The sequence below is a fragment of the Streptomyces sp. NBC_00435 genome (assembly GCF_036014235.1).
Taxonomy (GTDB): Bacteria; Actinomycetota; Actinomycetes; order Streptomycetales; family Streptomycetaceae; genus Streptomyces.
On sequence record NZ_CP107924.1, the window covers coordinates 4,732,347 to 4,748,619 of the forward strand.

Consider the following 16,273-nt stretch of genomic DNA (forward strand, 5'->3'; position numbering starts at 1 on the left):
CCGGGGACAGAGCCCCAGGAGCGGCCCGGCCTAGACGTACCGCTCCAGGATCGAGGACTCCGCCAGGCGGGACAGACCCTCGCGGACGCTGCGCGCACGGGCCTCGCCCACGCCGTCCACCGTCTGGAGGTCGTCCACGCTTGCGGCGAGCAGCTTCTGCAGTCCGCCGAAGTGCTCCACCAGCCGCTCGATGATCGCCCCCGGCAGCCGCGGAACCTTCGCCAGCAGCCGGTACCCGCGGGGCGACACCGCCGAGTCCAGGGTTTCCGGCGAGCCCGTGTAACCCAGGGCCCGCGCCACGATCGCCAGTTCCAGCAGCTCCGGATGGGTCAGCGCGTCCAGGGCCGGCAGCGCCTCGTCCACCGTGCGGGAACGCTTCGCCGTCGGCTCCGGCACGTAGTCCCGGATGACGAGCTCCCGCTCCTGCTCGATCCCGACCGTCAGCTCGTCCAGCTGGAGCGACAGCAGACGGCCGTCCGTGCCGAGTTCGACCACGTACTCCGCGATTTCCGTCGCGATGCGCCGCACCATTTCCAGCCGCTGTGCCACCGCCGTGACGTCGCGGACCGTCACCAGGTCCTCGATCTCCAGCGCGGACAGCGTCCCGGCGACCTCGTCCAGACGGAGCTTGTACCGCTCCAGCGTGGCCAGCGCCTGGTTCGCCCGCGACAGGATCGCCCCGGACTCCTCCAGCACGCGCCGCTCGCCGTCCACGTACAGCGCGATCAGCCGCATCGACTGCGAGACCGACACCACCGGGAAGCCGCACTGCTTCGAGACCCGGTCCGCGGTGCGGTGCCGGGTGCCCGTCTCCTCCGTGTGGATGGACGCGTCCGGCACCAGCTGGACGCCCGCCCGGAGGATCTTGGTGATGTCCTTGTCCAGGATCAGCGCGCCGTCGAGCTTGCACAGCTCACGCAGCCGGGTCGCGGTGAACTCCACGTCGAGGACGAATCCGCCGGTGCACATCGCCTCGACGGACTTGTCCATGCCGAGGACGATCAGCCCTCCGGTGTTGCCGCGGACGATCCGTTCCAGCCCGTCACGCAGCGGCTGACCAGGTGCGACCGCGCTCAGCGAGGCGCGCATCATGGCCTCCTGCTTGGAGCTGGCGCCCGACTTCCCGGATGCTGCTGCCCCGTCCTTGGCTGCCACTGCACTCCTCCGGTCGCGGGTTGTACCGCCTGCGTACGGCCGGGCGGACCATCCCGAAGTCTACCGGCGCGGCCCCGGCCCCCGCCGTGCCTTGGCCCGGCCGGGCCGGGGAGCACCCCGTCCGGGCCACTTGACCTGCGGTTTCAGCCCTCGTCGCGGTCCTTCGAGGGCGTACGTGTCCGGCCGCGCGGCAGGACCCGCAGCGCGTCTCCCATGTCCGCGACCTCCGTCACCCTCATCCCGGCCGGCACCTTCCCCGGATCCACCGGCACCAGCGCGTGCGTGAAACCGAGCCGGTGCGCCTCCGCGAGCCGCCGCTGCACGCCCGTCACGCGCCGGACCTCGCCCGCGAGACCGACCTCCCCGATGGCGACCAGATTCTTCGGGAGCGGTACGTCGCTGGCCGCCGAGGCCAGCGCCAGCGCCACGGCCAGGTCGGCGGCCGGCTCGGTCAGCTTCACCCCGCCCACGGTCGCGGTGTAGATGTCCCGCTTGCCGAGCGCCGTGATCCGCCCGCGCTGCTCCAGCACCGCCAGCATCATCGAGACGCGCGAGGTCTCCAGCCCGGAGGTGGTCCGGCGCGGCGAGGGGATCTGCGAGTCCACCGTCAGCGCCTGCACCTCGGCGACCAGCGGCCGCTTGCCCTCCAGGGTCACCGTCAGACAGGTGCCGGGGACGGCCTCGGCACGGCGGGTCAGGAACAGCCCGCTCGGGTCGGCGAGGCCCGTGATGCCCTCGTCGTGCAGCTCGAAGCAGCCGACCTCGTCCGTCGCTCCGTACCGGTTCTTCACACCGCGTACGAGGCGCAGCCGCGCGTGCCGGTCGCCCTCGAAGCTCAGGACGACGTCCACGAGGTGTTCCAGCAGCCGGGGACCGGCGATCGCCCCGTCCTTGGTGACGTGGCCGACGAGCAGCGTGGACATCCCGCGCTCCTTGGAGGCCCGGATCAGCGCCCCGGCCACCTCCCGGACCTGCGCCATGCCGCCGGGCGCACCGTCGATCTCGGGGGAGGCCACGGTCTGTACGGAGTCCAGGATCAGCAGCGAGGGCTTCACCGCGTCGAGGTGTCCGAGGACGGCGGACAGGTCCGTCTCGGCGGCGAGGTAGAGGTGGTCGCTGAGCGCCTTGATCCGCTCGGCCCGCAGCCGCACCTGGCTCGCCGACTCCTCGCCCGTGATGTAGAGCGTGCGGTGCTCGTCGCTGGCCGCCTTCGCCGCGACGTCGAGCAGCAGCGTGGACTTGCCCACGCCCGGCTCCCCCGCGAGCAGCACGACGGCCCCGGGGATCAGCCCACCGCCCAGCACCCGGTCCAGCTCGTCCACGCCGGTGCTGCGGGCGGTCGCGGTCCGGACGTCGACCTGCCCGATCGGCACGGCGGCCGTGGTGACCCGGCCGGCCGCGGTGGTCCGGACGGCGGGCGCCCCGCCCAGCTCCTCGACGGTCCCCCAGGCCTGGCACTCGGGGCACCGGCCGAGCCACTTGGCGGTGGAGTACCCGCACTCGGTGCAGCGGTAGGACGGCCGGTCCTTGGCGGACGAACGGGATGTACGGGCAGCAGCCATGCGGCCACCGTAGCCGCCGCCTCCGACAGCGCCGTGCGCCCGCCGTGGCGTGCACCGTCAGGGGCGCTGTCAGCGCGATGCCGATCTGTTCACCCGTAAGGGCTAAAAGTGGGTAAGGCTTCCGGAGCGTCACCGGCGCGCCGCCTACGGTCGCCAGGTGAACAGCAGCAACCAGGGACACCTCGCACCGCGCACCGGCGCACACCGGGCGCACGGGCGCACGCCCCCCGAGGGGACCAGGGTGGAGCAGCCGCCACCGTTCCGGTACGAGCCCTACCTGGACGGGCTGTTCACGTACTGCCTTTCCGTCCTGTGCGACCACGACACCGCCACGGACGTGCTCGGTGACGTCCTCGCCGTGGCCGAGCGGTACCCCGGCCGCTGCCCCGACGAGGGGGACCGGCGGGCCTGGCTCTACGCCCTCGCGCGCTGGGCCTGCCTGCGGCGGCTGGCCGAACGGCGGCGCGAGCGGTACGGCTACGGCGGAGCCCATTCCGCCCGGCGTGCACCGGAGCACGCGGGATCCGGCCGTGCGCCGCACCCCGCGGGCGCGGAGGCGAACGCCGATACGAACGCCACCGCGAACGCCGATGCGAACGCGGCCGCGAACGCCGCGGCGTACGGAGCCCCGTACGGGGCCGCGCGCCCGGCCGGCCCCAGCGGTGTCGACGGACCTGTCGGCCCCGACCTGTCGGCCCACCGCCGCACCGAGCTCGCCCGGCTCGCCTGGCCGGAGGCCGCCGGTACCACCCCCGAGCAGCGCGAGGCGCTGGAACTCGCCGTCCGCCACCGCCTCGCCGTCGCCGAACTCGCCGCCGTCCTCGGCACACCCCCGGCCACCGCCCGCGAGCTGCTCTCCGGCGCCGCCTGCGAGGTCGAGCGCACCCGCGCCGCCCTCGCCGTCGTGGAGACCGGCAACTGCCCGAGCGTCTCCCGGCTCACCGGCGAGGACGGCGCGGGCGGGGGAGACGGCGGCGCCGGGAACGTACTGCTGTCCTCCGCCCTGCGCGCCGAGCTGGTCCGCCACGTCGACGACTGCCCGCGCTGCCGCCGCGTGGCCGAACGCGTCGGAGCCGGCGCGCCGTGGCCCGGCTCGGGCGGCATCAACACCGCCGCCCTCCCGCTGGTCCCGGCCCCGCGCACCGCCGTCCGCGCCGCGATGCTCCGCTCCGGCAGCCGCCGGGGCGCCGGATCCGGACCGCGCTTCGACCGCACCGGCTTCCCGATGGACCCCAAGGACCGCGCGGCCCGCCGCGACCGGCTGCGCGCCCGGGCCGTGACCACCACCGTGGTCGCCACCGTCGTCGCGGCGCCGGTGCTGGCGCTGTGGGCGGCGTACCGGGGCGCCCCCAGTACCGGGGAACCCGTCGGCGGCAGCTCCACCCGTATCTCCGCGAGCGAGGCTGAGCTCCCGCTGCCGCGCACCGACGGGCGCCCGCTGACGGCGTACGAGAACGCCGGCAACGCGGCCGTCACCACCGGCGGCCCCGGCTTCGCCGAAGACAGCGCCGCCCCCGACGTCTCGGTCGAGGTCATCAGCAGCGGGGAGCCCTCCGCCACCCCCGGCGCACCCGGTACTCCCGGACGGCTCACCGCGAGCGCCGCCTCGCACGGCACGACCACCCTGCTCACCCTCACCGCGTCGGGCGGCGCCCCGGTCGACTGGCGGCTGTGGTCCGACGCCCCGTGGCTGCGGGCCAGCCGTACCTCGGGCCGGCTGGCCCCAGGAGAATCGGTCACCCTGCGGATCATGGTGGACTCCGAGGCCCAGCCCGTCGGGGCCTGGAGCGCCCGGGTCGGGGTGGACCCGGGCGGCGCGGTGATCTCCATCCAGGGCCGCGGCCGCCCGGCACCGACCCCGACGCCCACGCCGCCCGACCCGACGCCGACCCCGACGCCGACTCCCACGCCGACCCCGACTCCGACGCCCACCCCGACACCCACGCCGACCCCGACGCCCACCCCGACCCCGACCCCGTCGGACGGAACGCCCTCACCGACGAGCACGACTCCGTAGGAACGGGCCCAGCGGTGGCGGACCTGCCGGGCCCCGGCGGGCCCGGCAGAACTACTGAACCGCCGGATCCGCGGGGTGCGGGGCCATCGGCAGCAGCGAGGAGAGCCGCGCCTCGCACAGCCGCACGAGCGCCTCGTACCCCTCCTCGCCCATCAGCTCCGTCAGCTCGGGGCGGTACGACACGTACACCGGCTCGCCGGCTCCGTGCGCGGACGTGGCCGACGTGCACCACCAGTGCAGGTCGTGGCCGCCGGGACCCCAGCCGCGCCGGTCGTACTCGCCGATGGACACCTGGAGCACGCGCGTGTCGTCGGGCCGGTCGATCCAGTCGTAGGTCCGCCGGATCGGCAGCTGCCAGCACACGTCCGGCTTGGTCTCCAGCGGCTCCTGGCCGCTCTTCACCGCCAGGATGTGCAGGGAGCAGCCGGCTCCCGCCGGGAACCCGGGCCGGTTCAGGAAGATGCAGGCGCCGTCCCAGCGGCGGGTCTGCTTCTCCCCGTCGTCGTCGTGCTGCGTCCAGCCGGTCTCGCTGCCGACGTCGTGGAACTGCCACAGCTCCGGGGTCAGCCGCGCCACGTTCTCGGCGACCCGCTTCTCGTCGTCCTCGTCGGAGAAGTGCGCACCGAGCGTGCAGCAGCCGTCGTCCGCGCGGCCCGCCTGAATGCCCTGGCAGCCGCTGCCGAAGATGCAGGTCCAGCGGGAGGTGAGCCAGGTCAGGTCGCAGCGGAAGACCTGCTCCTCGTCGGCGGGGTCGGGGAACTCCACCCAGGCCCGCGGGAAGTCGAGCCCCTTCTCGTCGGCCGGCCCGGACCTGGCGGCCTTGGCGGGCTTGGCGGACTTCGTCCTCTCCGCTTTCCCCGGCTTCTCAGGCGTGTCCGAGCGGGACTTGGACTTGTTGGCCTTCTTCGTATTTGGCACAAACCCAAGCCTAAGCGCCCCTTACTCCACCCCTACGCCTTTGGCCCAGTAGCGTTTCCCCCCATGAGACTCGGTGTCCTTGATGTGGGTTCGAACACGATCCATTTGCTGGTGGTGGACGCACACCCCGGTGCGCGCCCGCTGCCGGCGCACTCGCACAAGGTGGAACTGCGCCTGGCGGAGCTCCTCGACGAGCACGGCGCGGTGACGCCGGAGGGCGTCGAGCGACTCGTTTCCGTCATCGCGGACGCGGTGCAGGCGGCCGAGGACAAGGGGTGCGAGGACGTACTCCCCTTCGCGACGAGCGCGGTACGGGAAGCCACGAACGCGGACGAGGTCCTCGCCCGGGTCAAGGCGGAGACGGGCATCGACCTCCCGGTGCTGAGCGGCGGCGACGAGGCCCGCCTGACCTTTCTCGCGGCACGGCGCTGGTTCGGCTGGTCGGCGGGCAAGCTGCTGCTCCTGGACATCGGGGGCGGCTCGCTGGAGATCGCGTACGGCATTGACGAGGACCCGGACGCGGCCGTCTCCCTGCCGCTGGGCGCGGGGCGGCTGACGGCGGGCTGGCTGCCGGGCGACCCGCCGGACCAGTCGGACATCAGGGCGCTGCGCCGCCATGTACGGGCGCAGATCGCGCGCACGGTCGGCGAGTTCAGCCGCTTCGGGACTCCGGACCGGGTGGTGGCGACGTCGAAGACCTTCAAGCAGCTGGCCCGGATCGCGGGCGCGGCCCGCTCCGCCGAGGGCCTGTACATCCAGCGCGACCTGACCCGTAAATCCCTGGAGGAGTGGGTCCCACGGCTGGCGGCGATGACCACCGCCCAGCGCGCCGCCCTCCCCGGAGTCTCGGAGGGCCGCTCCAACCAGCTGCTCGCGGGGGCGCTGGTCGCGGAGGGCGCGATGGACCTCCTGGGCGTGGAGGCCCTGGAAGTCTGCCCCTGGGCCCTCCGCGAAGGCGTGATCCTCCGCCGCCTGGACCACCTTCCGGCCTGACCCCGGTCCGCAGGCCGGTCCGCGGCCCGGGTAACGGCGGAAGGGTGGGCAGGGGACTCCGCGCAGCGGCCCCGCGGCCCCGGGCCGGCCATCGCGGCCGGGCGGCCCGTCGCCCGGGTTGACCCGGCCCCGGCCCCGGCCCCGCGGCTACCCCGATACCCTGTCTCCGTGGCAAAACCAGTCCGGATCCCGACCGCGAAAGTCGCCCTCTCCACCGCCTCCGTCTACCCGGAGTCGACGGCGACCGCCTTCGAGATCGCCGCGCGCCTCGGCTACGACGGCGTCGAGGTCATGGTCTGGACGGACCCGGTCAGCCAGGACGTCGACGCCCTGCGCCGCCTCTCCGACCACCACCGGGTCCCGATCCTCGCGATCCACGCCCCCTGCCTCCTCATCACGCAGCGCGTCTGGTCCACCGACCCCTGGACCAAACTCCAGCGCGCCCAGGCGGCGGCCGAGCGCCTCGGTGCGAGCACCGTCGTCGTCCATCCCCCCTTCCGCTGGCAGCGCCAGTACTCCCGGGACTTCGTCAGAGGCATCTGGCGGATGGCGGACGAGACCGACGTCCGCTTCGCCGTCGAGAACATGTACCCCTGGCGCTACCGCGACCGCGAGATGCTCGCGTACGCCCCCGAGTGGGACGTCACCAAGGACGACTACCGGCACTTCACGGTCGACCTCTCCCACACCGCGACGGCCCGTACCGACGCGACCGCGATGATCGACCGGATGGGCGACCGCCTCGCGCACATCCACCTCGCCGACGGAAACGGTTCCGCGAAGGACGAGCACCTCGTCCCCGGCCGCGGCAGCCAGCCCTGCGCCGAACTGCTGGAGCGGCTGGCCGCCACCTCCTTCGACGGCCACGTGGTCATCGAGGTCAACACCCGTCGCGCGATGTCCTCCGCCGAGCGGGAGGCCGACCTCGCCGAGGCCCTGGCCTTCACCCGTCTCCACCTCGCGGCGGCCCCCGGCCCGGCGGTCAGGACCCCGCGCCCATGACCGAGCCCCTCCCCGCCTCCACGACGGACCCGGCCTCCGCGAGCGAGCCCGCGGTCAAGCCAGCGGTCAAGCCAGCGGCCGAACGAGCGGCCAAGCCCGCGACCGAGCCCCCGGTCAAGCCCGCCCCCCGCCGTGGCCCCGGCCGCCCCCGCCAGGACGAGGCCGAGGACGGTCCCGGTACCCAGGAGCGCATCCGCCTCGCCGCCCGCGCCGAGTTCGCGGCGCGCGGCTACGACAAGACCTCCGTGCGCGGCATCGCCAAGGCCGCCGGCGTGGACCCGGCCCTGGTGCACCACTACTTCGGCAGCAAGGAAGACCTCTTCGCCGCCGCGATCGAGCTCAGCATGGAGCCCGCCCTCGTCGTGCCGGCGCTCCTCGCCCCCGGCCCCGACGGCATCGGTGAGCGCCTGGCCCGCTACTTCCTCGGCATCTGGGAGAACCCGGTCACCCGGACCCCGCTCCTCGCCGTGATCCGTTCGGCCCTCACCCACGAGGCCGCCGCGAAGGTACTGCGCAGGCTGGTCCTGACCCGGCTCCTGGAGCGGATCGCGGCCGACCTCAACGTCCCCGACCCGACCTTCCGCGCCGAGCTCGCCGCCTCCCACATGGTCGGCATCGCGATCCTGCGCTACGTCGTCCAGATCGAGCCCCTCGCGTCGGCGGACCCGGAGACCATCATCGAGATGGTGGCCCCCACCCTCCAGCGCTACCTGACGGACGAATGACCGAGTACTGAGCCACCCGTCCCGTCATGCGGACACCGTGTCCGTATCGCGGGCGAGGGGCGTAGCCTCGTAACCGAGCCATATCCACAGTCGCGGCAGGCGTACCCACGCCACCGCACTCATGGGGAGTGAACCCGATGCCCGAGCTGAGGTCCCGCACCGTCACCCACGGCCGCAACATGGCGGGCGCACGCGCCCTTATGCGTGCGTCGGGCGTAGCGAGCGGGGACATCGGGAAGCCGATCATCGCGGTCGCCAACTCCTTCACGGAGTTCGTCCCCGGCCACACCCACCTGGCCCCGGTCGGCCGCATCGTCTCCGACGCGATCCTCGCCGCCGGTGCCGTCCCCCGCGAGTTCAACACCATCGCGGTCGACGACGGCATCGCCATGGGCCACGCCGGCATGCTGTACTCGCTGCCCTCCCGCGACCTCATCGCCGACAGCGTCGAGTACATGGTCGAGGCCCACTGCGCCGACGCCCTGATCTGCATCTCCAACTGCGACAAGATCACCCCCGGCATGCTGATGGCCGCCCTGCGCCTCAACATCCCGGTCGTCTTCGTCTCCGGCGGCCCGATGGAGGCCGGCCAGGCCACGCTCGTCGACGGCACCGTCCGCAAGCTCGACCTGATCGACGCCATGGTCGACGCCTCGAACGAGAACGTCTCCGACGAGGACGTGCTCCGCATCGAGGAGAACGCCTGTCCCACCTGCGGCAGCTGTTCCGGCATGTTCACCGCCAACTCGATGAACTGCCTCGCCGAGGCCATCGGCCTGGCCCTCCCCGGCAACGGCTCGGTCCTCGCCACGCACACCGCCCGCCGCGCCCTCTACGAGGACGCCGGCCGCACGATCGTGGAGATCACCAAGCGGTACTACGAGGACGGCGACGAGTCGGTCCTCCCGCGCAACATCGCCAGCCGCGACGCCTTCGAGAACGCCATGGCCCTCGACATCGCCATGGGCGGATCCACGAACACGATCCTCCACCTCCTCGCCGCGGCGCAGGAGGCGGGCCTGCAGTACGACCTCACGGACATCGACGCCGTCTCGCGCCGGGTCCCGTGCCTGTCCAAGGTCGCGCCGAACGTGGCGCCCGGCGGCACGTACTACATGGAGGACGTCCACCGGGCCGGCGGCATGCCCGCCATCCTCGGTGAGCTGCACCGCGGCGGCCTCCTGAACAAGAGCGTCAACTCCGTCCACTCCGCCAACCTGGAGGAGTGGCTGGCGAAGTGGGACCCCCGCTCCGGCACGGCCTCGGCCGAGGCCATGGAGCTGTGGCACGCCGCCCCCGGCTGCAAGCGTTCCGCCACCGCCTTCTCCCAGTCCGAGCGCTGGGAGACCCTGGACCTCGACGCCGAGGGCGGCTGCATCCGCTCCGTCCAGCACGCGTACTCCAAGGACGGCGGCCTCGCCGTCCTGCGCGGCAACATCGCGGTCGACGGCTGCGTCGTGAAGACCGCCGGTGTCGACGAGTCGATCTGGACCTTCGAGGGACCGGCCGTGGTCTGCGAATCGCAGGACGAGGCCGTCGACAAGATCCTCCGCAAGGAGATCAAGGCGGGCGACGTCGTCGTCATCCGCTACGAGGGCCCGCGCGGCGGCCCCGGCATGCAGGAGATGCTCTACCCGACGTCCTTCCTCAAGGGCCGCGGCCTCGGCAAGGTCTGCGCCCTGGTCACGGACGGCCGTTTCTCCGGCGGCACCTCGGGCCTCTCCATCGGCCACGCCTCCCCGGAGGCGGCCTCGGGCGGCACCATCGCGGTCGTGGAGGACGGCGACCTGATCCGCATCGACATCCCGAACCGCTCCATCGAGCTCCTGGTCGACGAGGCCACGGTGGCCGCCCGCCACGCTGCCCTCGGTGGGGTCTATGCCCCGAAGAACCGCGAGCGCAAGGTCTCCGCGGCCCTGCGTGCCTACGCGGCCATGGCCACGAGTGCCGACAAGGGCGCGGTCCGCGACGTCTCCCTCCTGGAAGGCTGACCCAGGCCCTCCGGGCCGGGCCCCCGCGGGCCCGCCCCACGCACTGCGGCTCCGGCCCCGTCCGACACCCTCGGACGGGGCCGGCCCCGTTTCACCACCCCGCGGGATCTGCCGCCGCCACCGCGAACACGGTCCCGTCCGGCGCCGAGGCGTACACCCGGCCGTCCGCGGCCACGGGCGCGGGCAGGCTCGCCGCGAAGGTGTCCTTCCCGGTGCCCATCCGGGGCCTGGTCTGGCCCAGCAGCCGCCCCGAACCCGCGTCCACGGCCAGGAGCCGGCCGTCCGGAGCCGTCAGGTAGACCCGCCCGTCGGCGAACACCGGCCGGGAGGCCAGGGCCAGCCCCGTCTCCAGCCGCCACTCCTCCTTGGCCGGGCCGACGGCCACGAGCGCGCCCGGGGCGCCGAAGACGTACACGACACCGTCCGGCCCCACGGTCGCCTCGGCCTGGTACAGCGGAGTCGTCAGCCGGACCCGTCCCACCGCGCGCGTGCTCAGGTCCACCCGTACCACCGCGTTGGTCCTGGCCTCCTGCACGCCGGTCTCCAGCAGGAACAGCGCGCCGCCCGCCACGCCGACGGGCTGCAGCAGCCCGGCCGTGCGCGTCTGCCACCGGACCGCCCCGGTCGCGGGGTCCACCGCCGACAGCTGGGTCGTCTTCCCGTCGCGGGCGGGCGTCGCCCCGTACAGCACCGGTCCGCCGGGGCCCTGCGGCGCGCCCCACCACTGGGAACCCACACCGCCGACGGGCTTGGTCCACCGCTCGGCGCCGCTCGTCGCGTCCAGGGCGGTGACCGCGCCGCCCGCCGCGGCGACCAGCACCGTCGCGCCGAGGGGTACGACGTGCGCGCCCTCCGGGAGGCTCCGGTGCCATCGCTCGGCGCCCGTCGCGGGATCCCGGGCCTGGAGCAGCCCGCTGCCGGGAGCCGTGACGAGCACGAGCCCGCCCGCGTGGAGCGGAGCGCTGCCGGTCGCCGGCCGGGCGTCCGGACCGGTCTCCCGCAGCTTCCACACGGCGGCCCCGTCCGTCGGGCCGAGCCGGGCCACCGCCGGCCCCGGTCCCGAGCAGTACAGGGCCGGGGCCTGCCAGGAGCAGGCCTGGCTGCGCTCGCCCAGCCGTACCGACCACGGAGCGAACGCCGGCGCAGGCGGGGACACCGGCGCGGTCCCGGCCCCGGACGGCTTGGTGCCGGACCGGGCAGCGGAGCCGGAGGCGGCCCCGGAGGCGGCCCCGGACCACAGGTATCCGCCGACGGCCCCCGCGACGAGCAGCAGCCCGAGCCCGGCCGACACCGCCACCCGGGTCCGCCTCCCGCCCGCGGGAGCCGGCGGGACGATCCGCTCCCGCAGGTGCGTGGCCTCGTCCGTTCCGGCGGGCCTCCTCGGCCGCGGGATGAAGGCCTGCGTGTCCAGGTCCGTCGGGTACGCCACCGCGCGCAGCGCCACGATCAGCGCGTCGGCACTCGGCCGCTCCGCCGGATCCTTGGCCAGGCACTGCGCGACCAGCGGGACGAGCCGCTCCGGCAGCCCGGTCAGATCGGGTTCGCTGTGCACCACCTGGTACGCCACGAGGTAGTGGCTGTCGGAGTCGAACGGCCCGCGCCCGGTCGCCGCGTGCACCAGTACCGCCCCCAGGGCGAAGACATCGGCCGCGGTCCCGACCTCGCGCGGCCGCTGGAACTGCTCGGGCGCCATGAACGGCGGGGTCCCGATCAGCTTCCCCGTCTCGGTCCGCAGATCACTGTCGGCCGGCCGCGAGATCCCGAAGTCGATGACCCGCACACCGTCCGGGGCCATCAGTACGTTGCTGGGCTTCAGGTCCCGGTGCACGACCCCCGCCCGGTGGATGTCCCGCAGGGCCTCCGCCAGTCCGGCGGCGAGCCGCGCCAGTTCCCGGGGCTCCAGCACGCGTTCGCGTACCCGCTCGGCGAGCGTCGGGGCATCGATGAACAGCGTGGCCATCCAAGGCCGTTCGGCATCGGGGTCCGCATCCACGACGGGCGCGGTGAACGCTCCGCTGACCCGCCGGGCGGCCGCGACCTCCTGCCGGAAACGGGCCCGGAACTCCGGGTCCACCGCATGCTCCGGGTGCACGATCTTGACGGCGAGTTTCAGCCCCGACTCGGAGGTGGCCAGGTGGACGACGCCCATGCCGCCGGAACCGAGCACGGACTCGAGCCGGTACTGCCCGGCATACTCCGGAAACCCCGCGTAGTCCGCATGCACTGAACGCACCGCTCACCACCCCCGCCGGAGCCTAGTCGATGGTCCGTGCGAATCTCCAAGGTCCTGCTACCCTGCGCGAGTTGCGCAGTGCAACGTCGTAGGGGGGATTTTCCGCATGGCCATCGAGAGCGATTCCGGCCAAGTCCAGAGCCTGACGTCGGGCTCCGGATTTCCGACATTCCCGGTCGCACCGGGCTACCGGGTGAACGTCCGCAACGGTCCCGGCACCAACTACTCGGTCGTCCGCGTCCTGCCGCTCGGCGCGACCGTCGGGATCCGCTGCCAGTGCGAGGGCATGACCGTCTCGGGCCCGTACGGCACGACCAACCTGTGGGACTGCATCGGCAACGGCGAGTTCGTCTCCGACGCCTACGTGAAGACGGGCAGCGACGGCTGGGTCACCAGCCGCTGCGGCTGAGGTCCATCCGGTCCATCTCGCGGTCTGACCCGTGAGACACCCCCGGCCCGCCGCGGCCGGCGGGGGATAATCGCTGGTGTGAGTGACGACCAGCGAGACCAGACCCCCGCCGAGTCGGCCGCCGCGGCCGAGGCCCCGGTGCAGCCCGCGGTGCCCACCGGCCCCGAGCCCGAGCCGATCCGGTTCTTCGGCACCACGTGGGTCAACCGCGACGGCGGCTACCTCCCGCGCCGCGCGGGCGTGGCCCTCGGTGCGCTGGCCCTCGCCGTCGTCGGAGCCTTCCTGCTCCGCTTCTCCTACGAGGGCCTGGAGATCGGCAACGTCGGCTCCTTCCTCAGCATCTCGGTCGTCGTCCTCTTCGCGATCGCCAGCTCCATCGCGTTCGTCAAGACCTGGGAGTCCTTCAGCCGCCGCCAGGCCCCGTCCTCCGACGAGACGGCCCTCAAGGGGCTCAAGGCGATCGGTTTCATCGGCAGCCTCATCGCGTACTTCCTGCGCTGCTTCGTCGAGGCCCCCGGCGAGAAGCTGCGCCGCACCGAGTACGAGCTGGCCTCGGCTGAATTCGCCCGCCGCCGCAGTTCCCGTACGGGCAACCCGGCCGCCCGCCGCCCCAAGCGCAAGAAGTAGGCCCCGGCCCGTCCCCGGAACGACCCCAGCCCCTGTGGGCTTGCGTCAGGGGCACGGCCAGGAGCATTATTCATCACATGATGAATAACCAAGCGGCCGCCGCCGTCCACGCAGCCGACCTCACGGTCCGCCGCGGCACCGGCCGCAACCCCCGCACCGTCATCGACGGCATCGGCTTCGACGTCCCCCGCGGCCGCATCACCGGCCTCCTCGGCCCCTCCGGCTGCGGGAAGTCCACCCTGATGCGCTCCGTCGTCGGCACCCAGGCCCACGTCACCGGCACCCTCGACGTCCTCGGCAGCCCCGCCGGCCACCCCGGACTGCGCTCGCGCATCGGCTACGTCACCCAGGCGCCCTCCGTCTACGACGACCTCACCGTCCGGCAGAACCTCGACTACTTCGCCGCCGTCCTCGACCCGGGCCGCGCCGCCGCCGACCGCCGCCGCGAGACCGTCACCCGGGCCATCGCCGACGTCGACCTCACCAGCCGCGCCACCGCCCTCGCCGGCAACCTCTCCGGCGGCCAGCGCAGCCGAGTCTCCCTCGCCGTCGCCCTCCTGGGCAGCCCCGAGCTCCTCGTCCTCGACGAGCCGACCGTCGGCCTCGACCCCGTCCTTCGCCGCGACCTGTGGAACCTCTTCCACGACATCGCCGCCACCCGCGGAGCCACCCTCCTCGTCTCCTCCCACGTCATGGACGAAGCCGAGCGCTGCCACGACCTGCTCCTCATGCGCGAGGGCCGCATCCTCGCGCAGGGCACCCCGGACGCACTGCGCACCCGTACGAACGCCGACACCGTGGAAGAGGGCTTCCTCCGCCTCGTCGACGCGGCCGTGGCGGAAGCCGCCGACGCCGACGCCGCAGCCGCAGCCGCCGACGTGGCAGTCGCACACCCCGAAGCCGCCAACGGGAGCACCCGATGAGCATCGCCCGCACCACCGCCACCGCGGCCCGCGTCCTGCGCCAGCTCCGCCACGACCCGCGCTCCATCGCACTGATGCTGCTGGTCCCCGTACTGATGCTGATCCTGCTCCGCTACGTCTTCGACGGCAGCCCGCGGACGTTCGACAGCATCGGCGCCAGCCTCCTCGGCATCTTCCCGCTGATCACGATGTTCCTGATCACCTCCATCGCGACCCTGCGCGAGCGCACCTCCGGCACCCTCGAACGCCTCCTCGCCATGCCGCTCGGCAAGGGCGACCTCATCGCGGGCTACGCCCTCGCCTTCGGCGCCATGGCCGTGATCCAGTCGCTGCTCGCCACCGGCGTCGCCCTCTGGGTCCTCGGGCTCGACGTCATCGGCTCCCCGTGGCCGCTCCTGCTCGTCGCCCTGCTCGACGCGCTCCTCGGCACGGCGCTCGGCCTCTTCGTCTCCGCCTTCGCGGCCTCCGAGTTCCAGGCCGTCCAGTTCATGCCGGCCGTGATCTTCCCGCAGCTCCTGTTGTGCGGCCTCTTCGCGGCGCGCTCCACCATGCAGCCGGTCCTGGAAGGCATCTCGAACGTCCTGCCCATGTCCTACGCCGTCGACGGCATGACGCAGGTCCTCACCCATACGGACATGACCACCGATTTCGTCCGCGACGCCCTCGTCGTCGCAGGCTGCGCCCTCCTGGTCCTCGCCCTCGGCGCCGCCACCCTCCGCCGCCGCACGCCCTGACCGGACCACCCGCACTGACCGCCCTGCGGACGCCCCCGCCCGCTTCCCTCCCCGGGTGCAAGGATGAGCGCGTAGACGTAGCTCACGTGCATGAACAGTTCGGCGAGGTGAATCGGGCATGACCCAGACAGTCGCAGTCCTCGGTACCGGCAAGATCGGCGAGGCCCTGCTCAGCGGGATGATCCGCGGCGGCTGGCCCGCCTCCAAGCTCCTCGTCACCGCCCGCCGCCCGGAACGCGCCGAGGAGCTCCGCACCCGCTACGGCGTCGAGGCCGTCAGCAACGCCGAGGCCGCCAAGCGCGCCGACACCCTCATCCTCACCGTGAAGCCGCAGGACATGGGCAAGCTCCTCGAAGAGCTCGCCCCGCACGTCCCCGCAGACCGCCTGGTCATCAGCGGCGCCGCCGGCGTCCCGACCTCATTCTTCGAGGAACGGCTCGCCTCCGGCACGCCGGTCGTCCGCGTCATGACCAACACCCCCGCCCTCGTCGACGAGGCCATGTCCGTCATCTCTGCCGGCAGCCACGCCACGGCCGCACACCTCCTGCACACGGAGGAGATCTTCGGCGGCGTCGGCAAGACCCTGCGCGTCCCCGAGTCCCAGCAGGACGCGGCCACCGCCCTGTCCGGCTCCGGCCCGGCCTACTTCTACTTCCTCGTCGAGGCCATGACCGACGCCGGCATCCTCCTCGGCCTGCCGCGCGCCCAGGCCCACGACCTCATCGTCCAGGCCGCCATCGGCGCCGCCGTCATGCTCCGCGACAGCGGCGAACACCCGGTCAAGCTCCGCGAGGCCGTCACCTCCCCGGCCGGCACCACCATCAACGCGATCGTGGAGCTGGAGAAGCACGGCGTACGGGCGGCCCTGATCGCCGCCCTCGAAGCGGCCCGCGACCGCAGCCGCGAACTCGCCTCCGGCAACAGCTGACACCCGGCCGGTACGGGGCCGCGCACGCGGCCCCGTACCCGCGCCCGGCCCCGCAC

General features: G+C 73.4%; 14 protein-coding genes. 10 read left to right on the plus strand and 4 right to left on the minus strand.

Annotated features, from left to right (window positions below; genetic code table 11):
- Nucleotides 1–30 precede the first annotated feature (30 nt).
- Both disA and radA read right to left on the minus strand, forming a co-directional pair.
- Nucleotides 31–1,155 carry a DNA integrity scanning diadenylate cyclase DisA gene (gene disA, locus OG389_RS21765; protein ID WP_328300141.1) on the minus strand — a complete coding sequence of 375 codons (1,125 nt, stop codon included), beginning with the start codon at nt 1,153–1,155 and terminating at the stop codon, nt 31–33.
- Nucleotides 1,156–1,298: 143 nt separating this feature from the next.
- Nucleotides 1,299–2,717: a DNA repair protein RadA gene (gene radA, locus OG389_RS21770; RefSeq protein WP_328300142.1), complete on the minus strand. Its 1,419-nt coding sequence runs from the start codon at nt 2,715–2,717 to the stop codon at nt 1,299–1,301.
- A gap of 157 nt (nt 2,718–2,874) precedes the next feature.
- On the opposite strand from radA, the gene OG389_RS21775 reads away from it, so the two are divergent.
- Nucleotides 2,875–4,734: an RNA polymerase sigma factor gene (locus OG389_RS21775; RefSeq protein WP_328300143.1), complete on the plus strand. Its 1,860-nt coding sequence runs from the start codon at nt 2,875–2,877 to the stop codon at nt 4,732–4,734.
- A gap of 51 nt (nt 4,735–4,785) precedes the next feature.
- Here the strand turns inward: OG389_RS21775 and OG389_RS21780 are convergent, their stop codons facing one another.
- Nucleotides 4,786–5,652, minus strand: coding sequence for a hypothetical protein (locus OG389_RS21780; protein ID WP_328300144.1), 867 nt, complete (start codon nt 5,650–5,652; stop codon nt 4,786–4,788).
- Between the two features lie 63 nt (nt 5,653–5,715).
- Between OG389_RS21780 and OG389_RS21785 the strand changes: the two genes are divergently transcribed.
- The 4 genes from OG389_RS21785 to ilvD all read left to right on the plus strand — a co-directional run bounded on the left by OG389_RS21785 (nt 5,716) and on the right by ilvD (nt 10,363).
- Nucleotides 5,716–6,645 carry a Ppx/GppA phosphatase family protein gene (locus OG389_RS21785; protein WP_328300145.1) on the plus strand — a complete coding sequence of 310 codons (930 nt, stop codon included), beginning with the start codon at nt 5,716–5,718 and terminating at the stop codon, nt 6,643–6,645.
- A 168-nt stretch (nt 6,646–6,813) separates the two neighbouring features.
- Nucleotides 6,814–7,647, plus strand: a complete 834-nt coding sequence (locus OG389_RS21790; protein WP_328300146.1) for a sugar phosphate isomerase/epimerase family protein — start codon at nt 6,814–6,816, stop codon at nt 7,645–7,647.
- A complete protein-coding gene (locus OG389_RS21795; RefSeq protein WP_328300147.1) occupies nt 7,644–8,372 on the plus strand; it encodes a TetR/AcrR family transcriptional regulator in 729 nt (242 codons plus the stop codon). The genes OG389_RS21790 and OG389_RS21795 overlap by 4 nt, the downstream gene beginning before the upstream one ends.
- A gap of 137 nt (nt 8,373–8,509) precedes the next feature.
- Nucleotides 8,510–10,363, plus strand: a complete 1,854-nt coding sequence (gene ilvD / locus OG389_RS21800) for a dihydroxy-acid dehydratase (protein WP_328300148.1) — start codon at nt 8,510–8,512, stop codon at nt 10,361–10,363.
- 91 nt (nt 10,364–10,454) lie between these two features.
- Here ilvD and OG389_RS21805 read toward each other — a convergent pair whose 3' ends face one another.
- Entirely contained in the window at nt 10,455–12,596 is a 2,142-nt protein-coding gene (locus OG389_RS21805) for a serine/threonine-protein kinase (protein ID WP_328300149.1), read from the minus strand.
- 106 nt (nt 12,597–12,702) lie between these two features.
- On the opposite strand from OG389_RS21805, the gene OG389_RS21810 reads away from it, so the two are divergent.
- The 5 genes from OG389_RS21810 (at nt 12,703) to proC (ending at nt 16,217) form a co-directional block, all read left to right on the plus strand.
- Nucleotides 12,703–13,005, plus strand: coding sequence for a peptidase (locus OG389_RS21810; protein WP_328300151.1), 303 nt, complete (start codon nt 12,703–12,705; stop codon nt 13,003–13,005).
- A gap of 78 nt (nt 13,006–13,083) precedes the next feature.
- On the plus strand, nt 13,084–13,632 hold the full coding sequence (locus OG389_RS21815; protein WP_328300152.1) for a hypothetical protein: 549 nt from the start codon (nt 13,084–13,086) through the stop codon (nt 13,630–13,632).
- Nucleotides 13,633–13,709: 77 nt separating this feature from the next.
- Nucleotides 13,710–14,555 (plus strand): ABC transporter ATP-binding protein, encoded by an 846-nt coding sequence (locus OG389_RS21820; protein WP_328300153.1) that lies wholly within the window; start codon nt 13,710–13,712, stop codon nt 14,553–14,555.
- Nucleotides 14,552–15,289, plus strand: coding sequence for an ABC transporter permease (locus OG389_RS21825; RefSeq protein WP_328300154.1), 738 nt, complete (start codon nt 14,552–14,554; stop codon nt 15,287–15,289). Before OG389_RS21820 ends, OG389_RS21825 begins: the two co-directional genes overlap by 4 nt.
- Nucleotides 15,290–15,407: 118 nt before the next feature.
- Complete coding sequence (proC, locus tag OG389_RS21830; protein WP_328300155.1) at nt 15,408–16,217, plus strand: pyrroline-5-carboxylate reductase; 810 nt, start codon at nt 15,408–15,410, stop codon at nt 16,215–16,217.
- The last annotated feature ends 56 nt before the right edge of the window (nt 16,218–16,273 follow it).

Bases quoted from the DNA above. Each gene is read 5' to 3' on its own strand.
- OG389_RS21820 (WP_328300153.1), top strand. From the start codon at position 13,710: ATGATGAATAACCAAGCGGCCGCCGCCGTCCACGCAGCCGACCTCACG.
- OG389_RS21785 (WP_328300145.1), top strand. From the start codon at position 5,716: ATGAGACTCGGTGTCCTTGATGTGGGTTCGAACACGATCCATTTGCTG.
- OG389_RS21795 (WP_328300147.1), top strand. From the start codon at position 7,644: ATGACCGAGCCCCTCCCCGCCTCCACGACGGACCCGGCCTCCGCGAGC.
- OG389_RS21825 (WP_328300154.1), top strand. From the start codon at position 14,552: ATGAGCATCGCCCGCACCACCGCCACCGCGGCCCGCGTCCTGCGCCAG.
- radA (WP_328300142.1), bottom strand. From the start codon at position 2,717: ATGGCTGCTGCCCGTACATCCCGTTCGTCCGCCAAGGACCGGCCGTCC.
- OG389_RS21810 (WP_328300151.1), top strand. From the start codon at position 12,703: ATGGCCATCGAGAGCGATTCCGGCCAAGTCCAGAGCCTGACGTCGGGC.
- ilvD (WP_328300148.1), top strand. From the start codon at position 8,510: ATGCCCGAGCTGAGGTCCCGCACCGTCACCCACGGCCGCAACATGGCG.
- proC (WP_328300155.1), top strand. From the start codon at position 15,408: ATGACCCAGACAGTCGCAGTCCTCGGTACCGGCAAGATCGGCGAGGCC.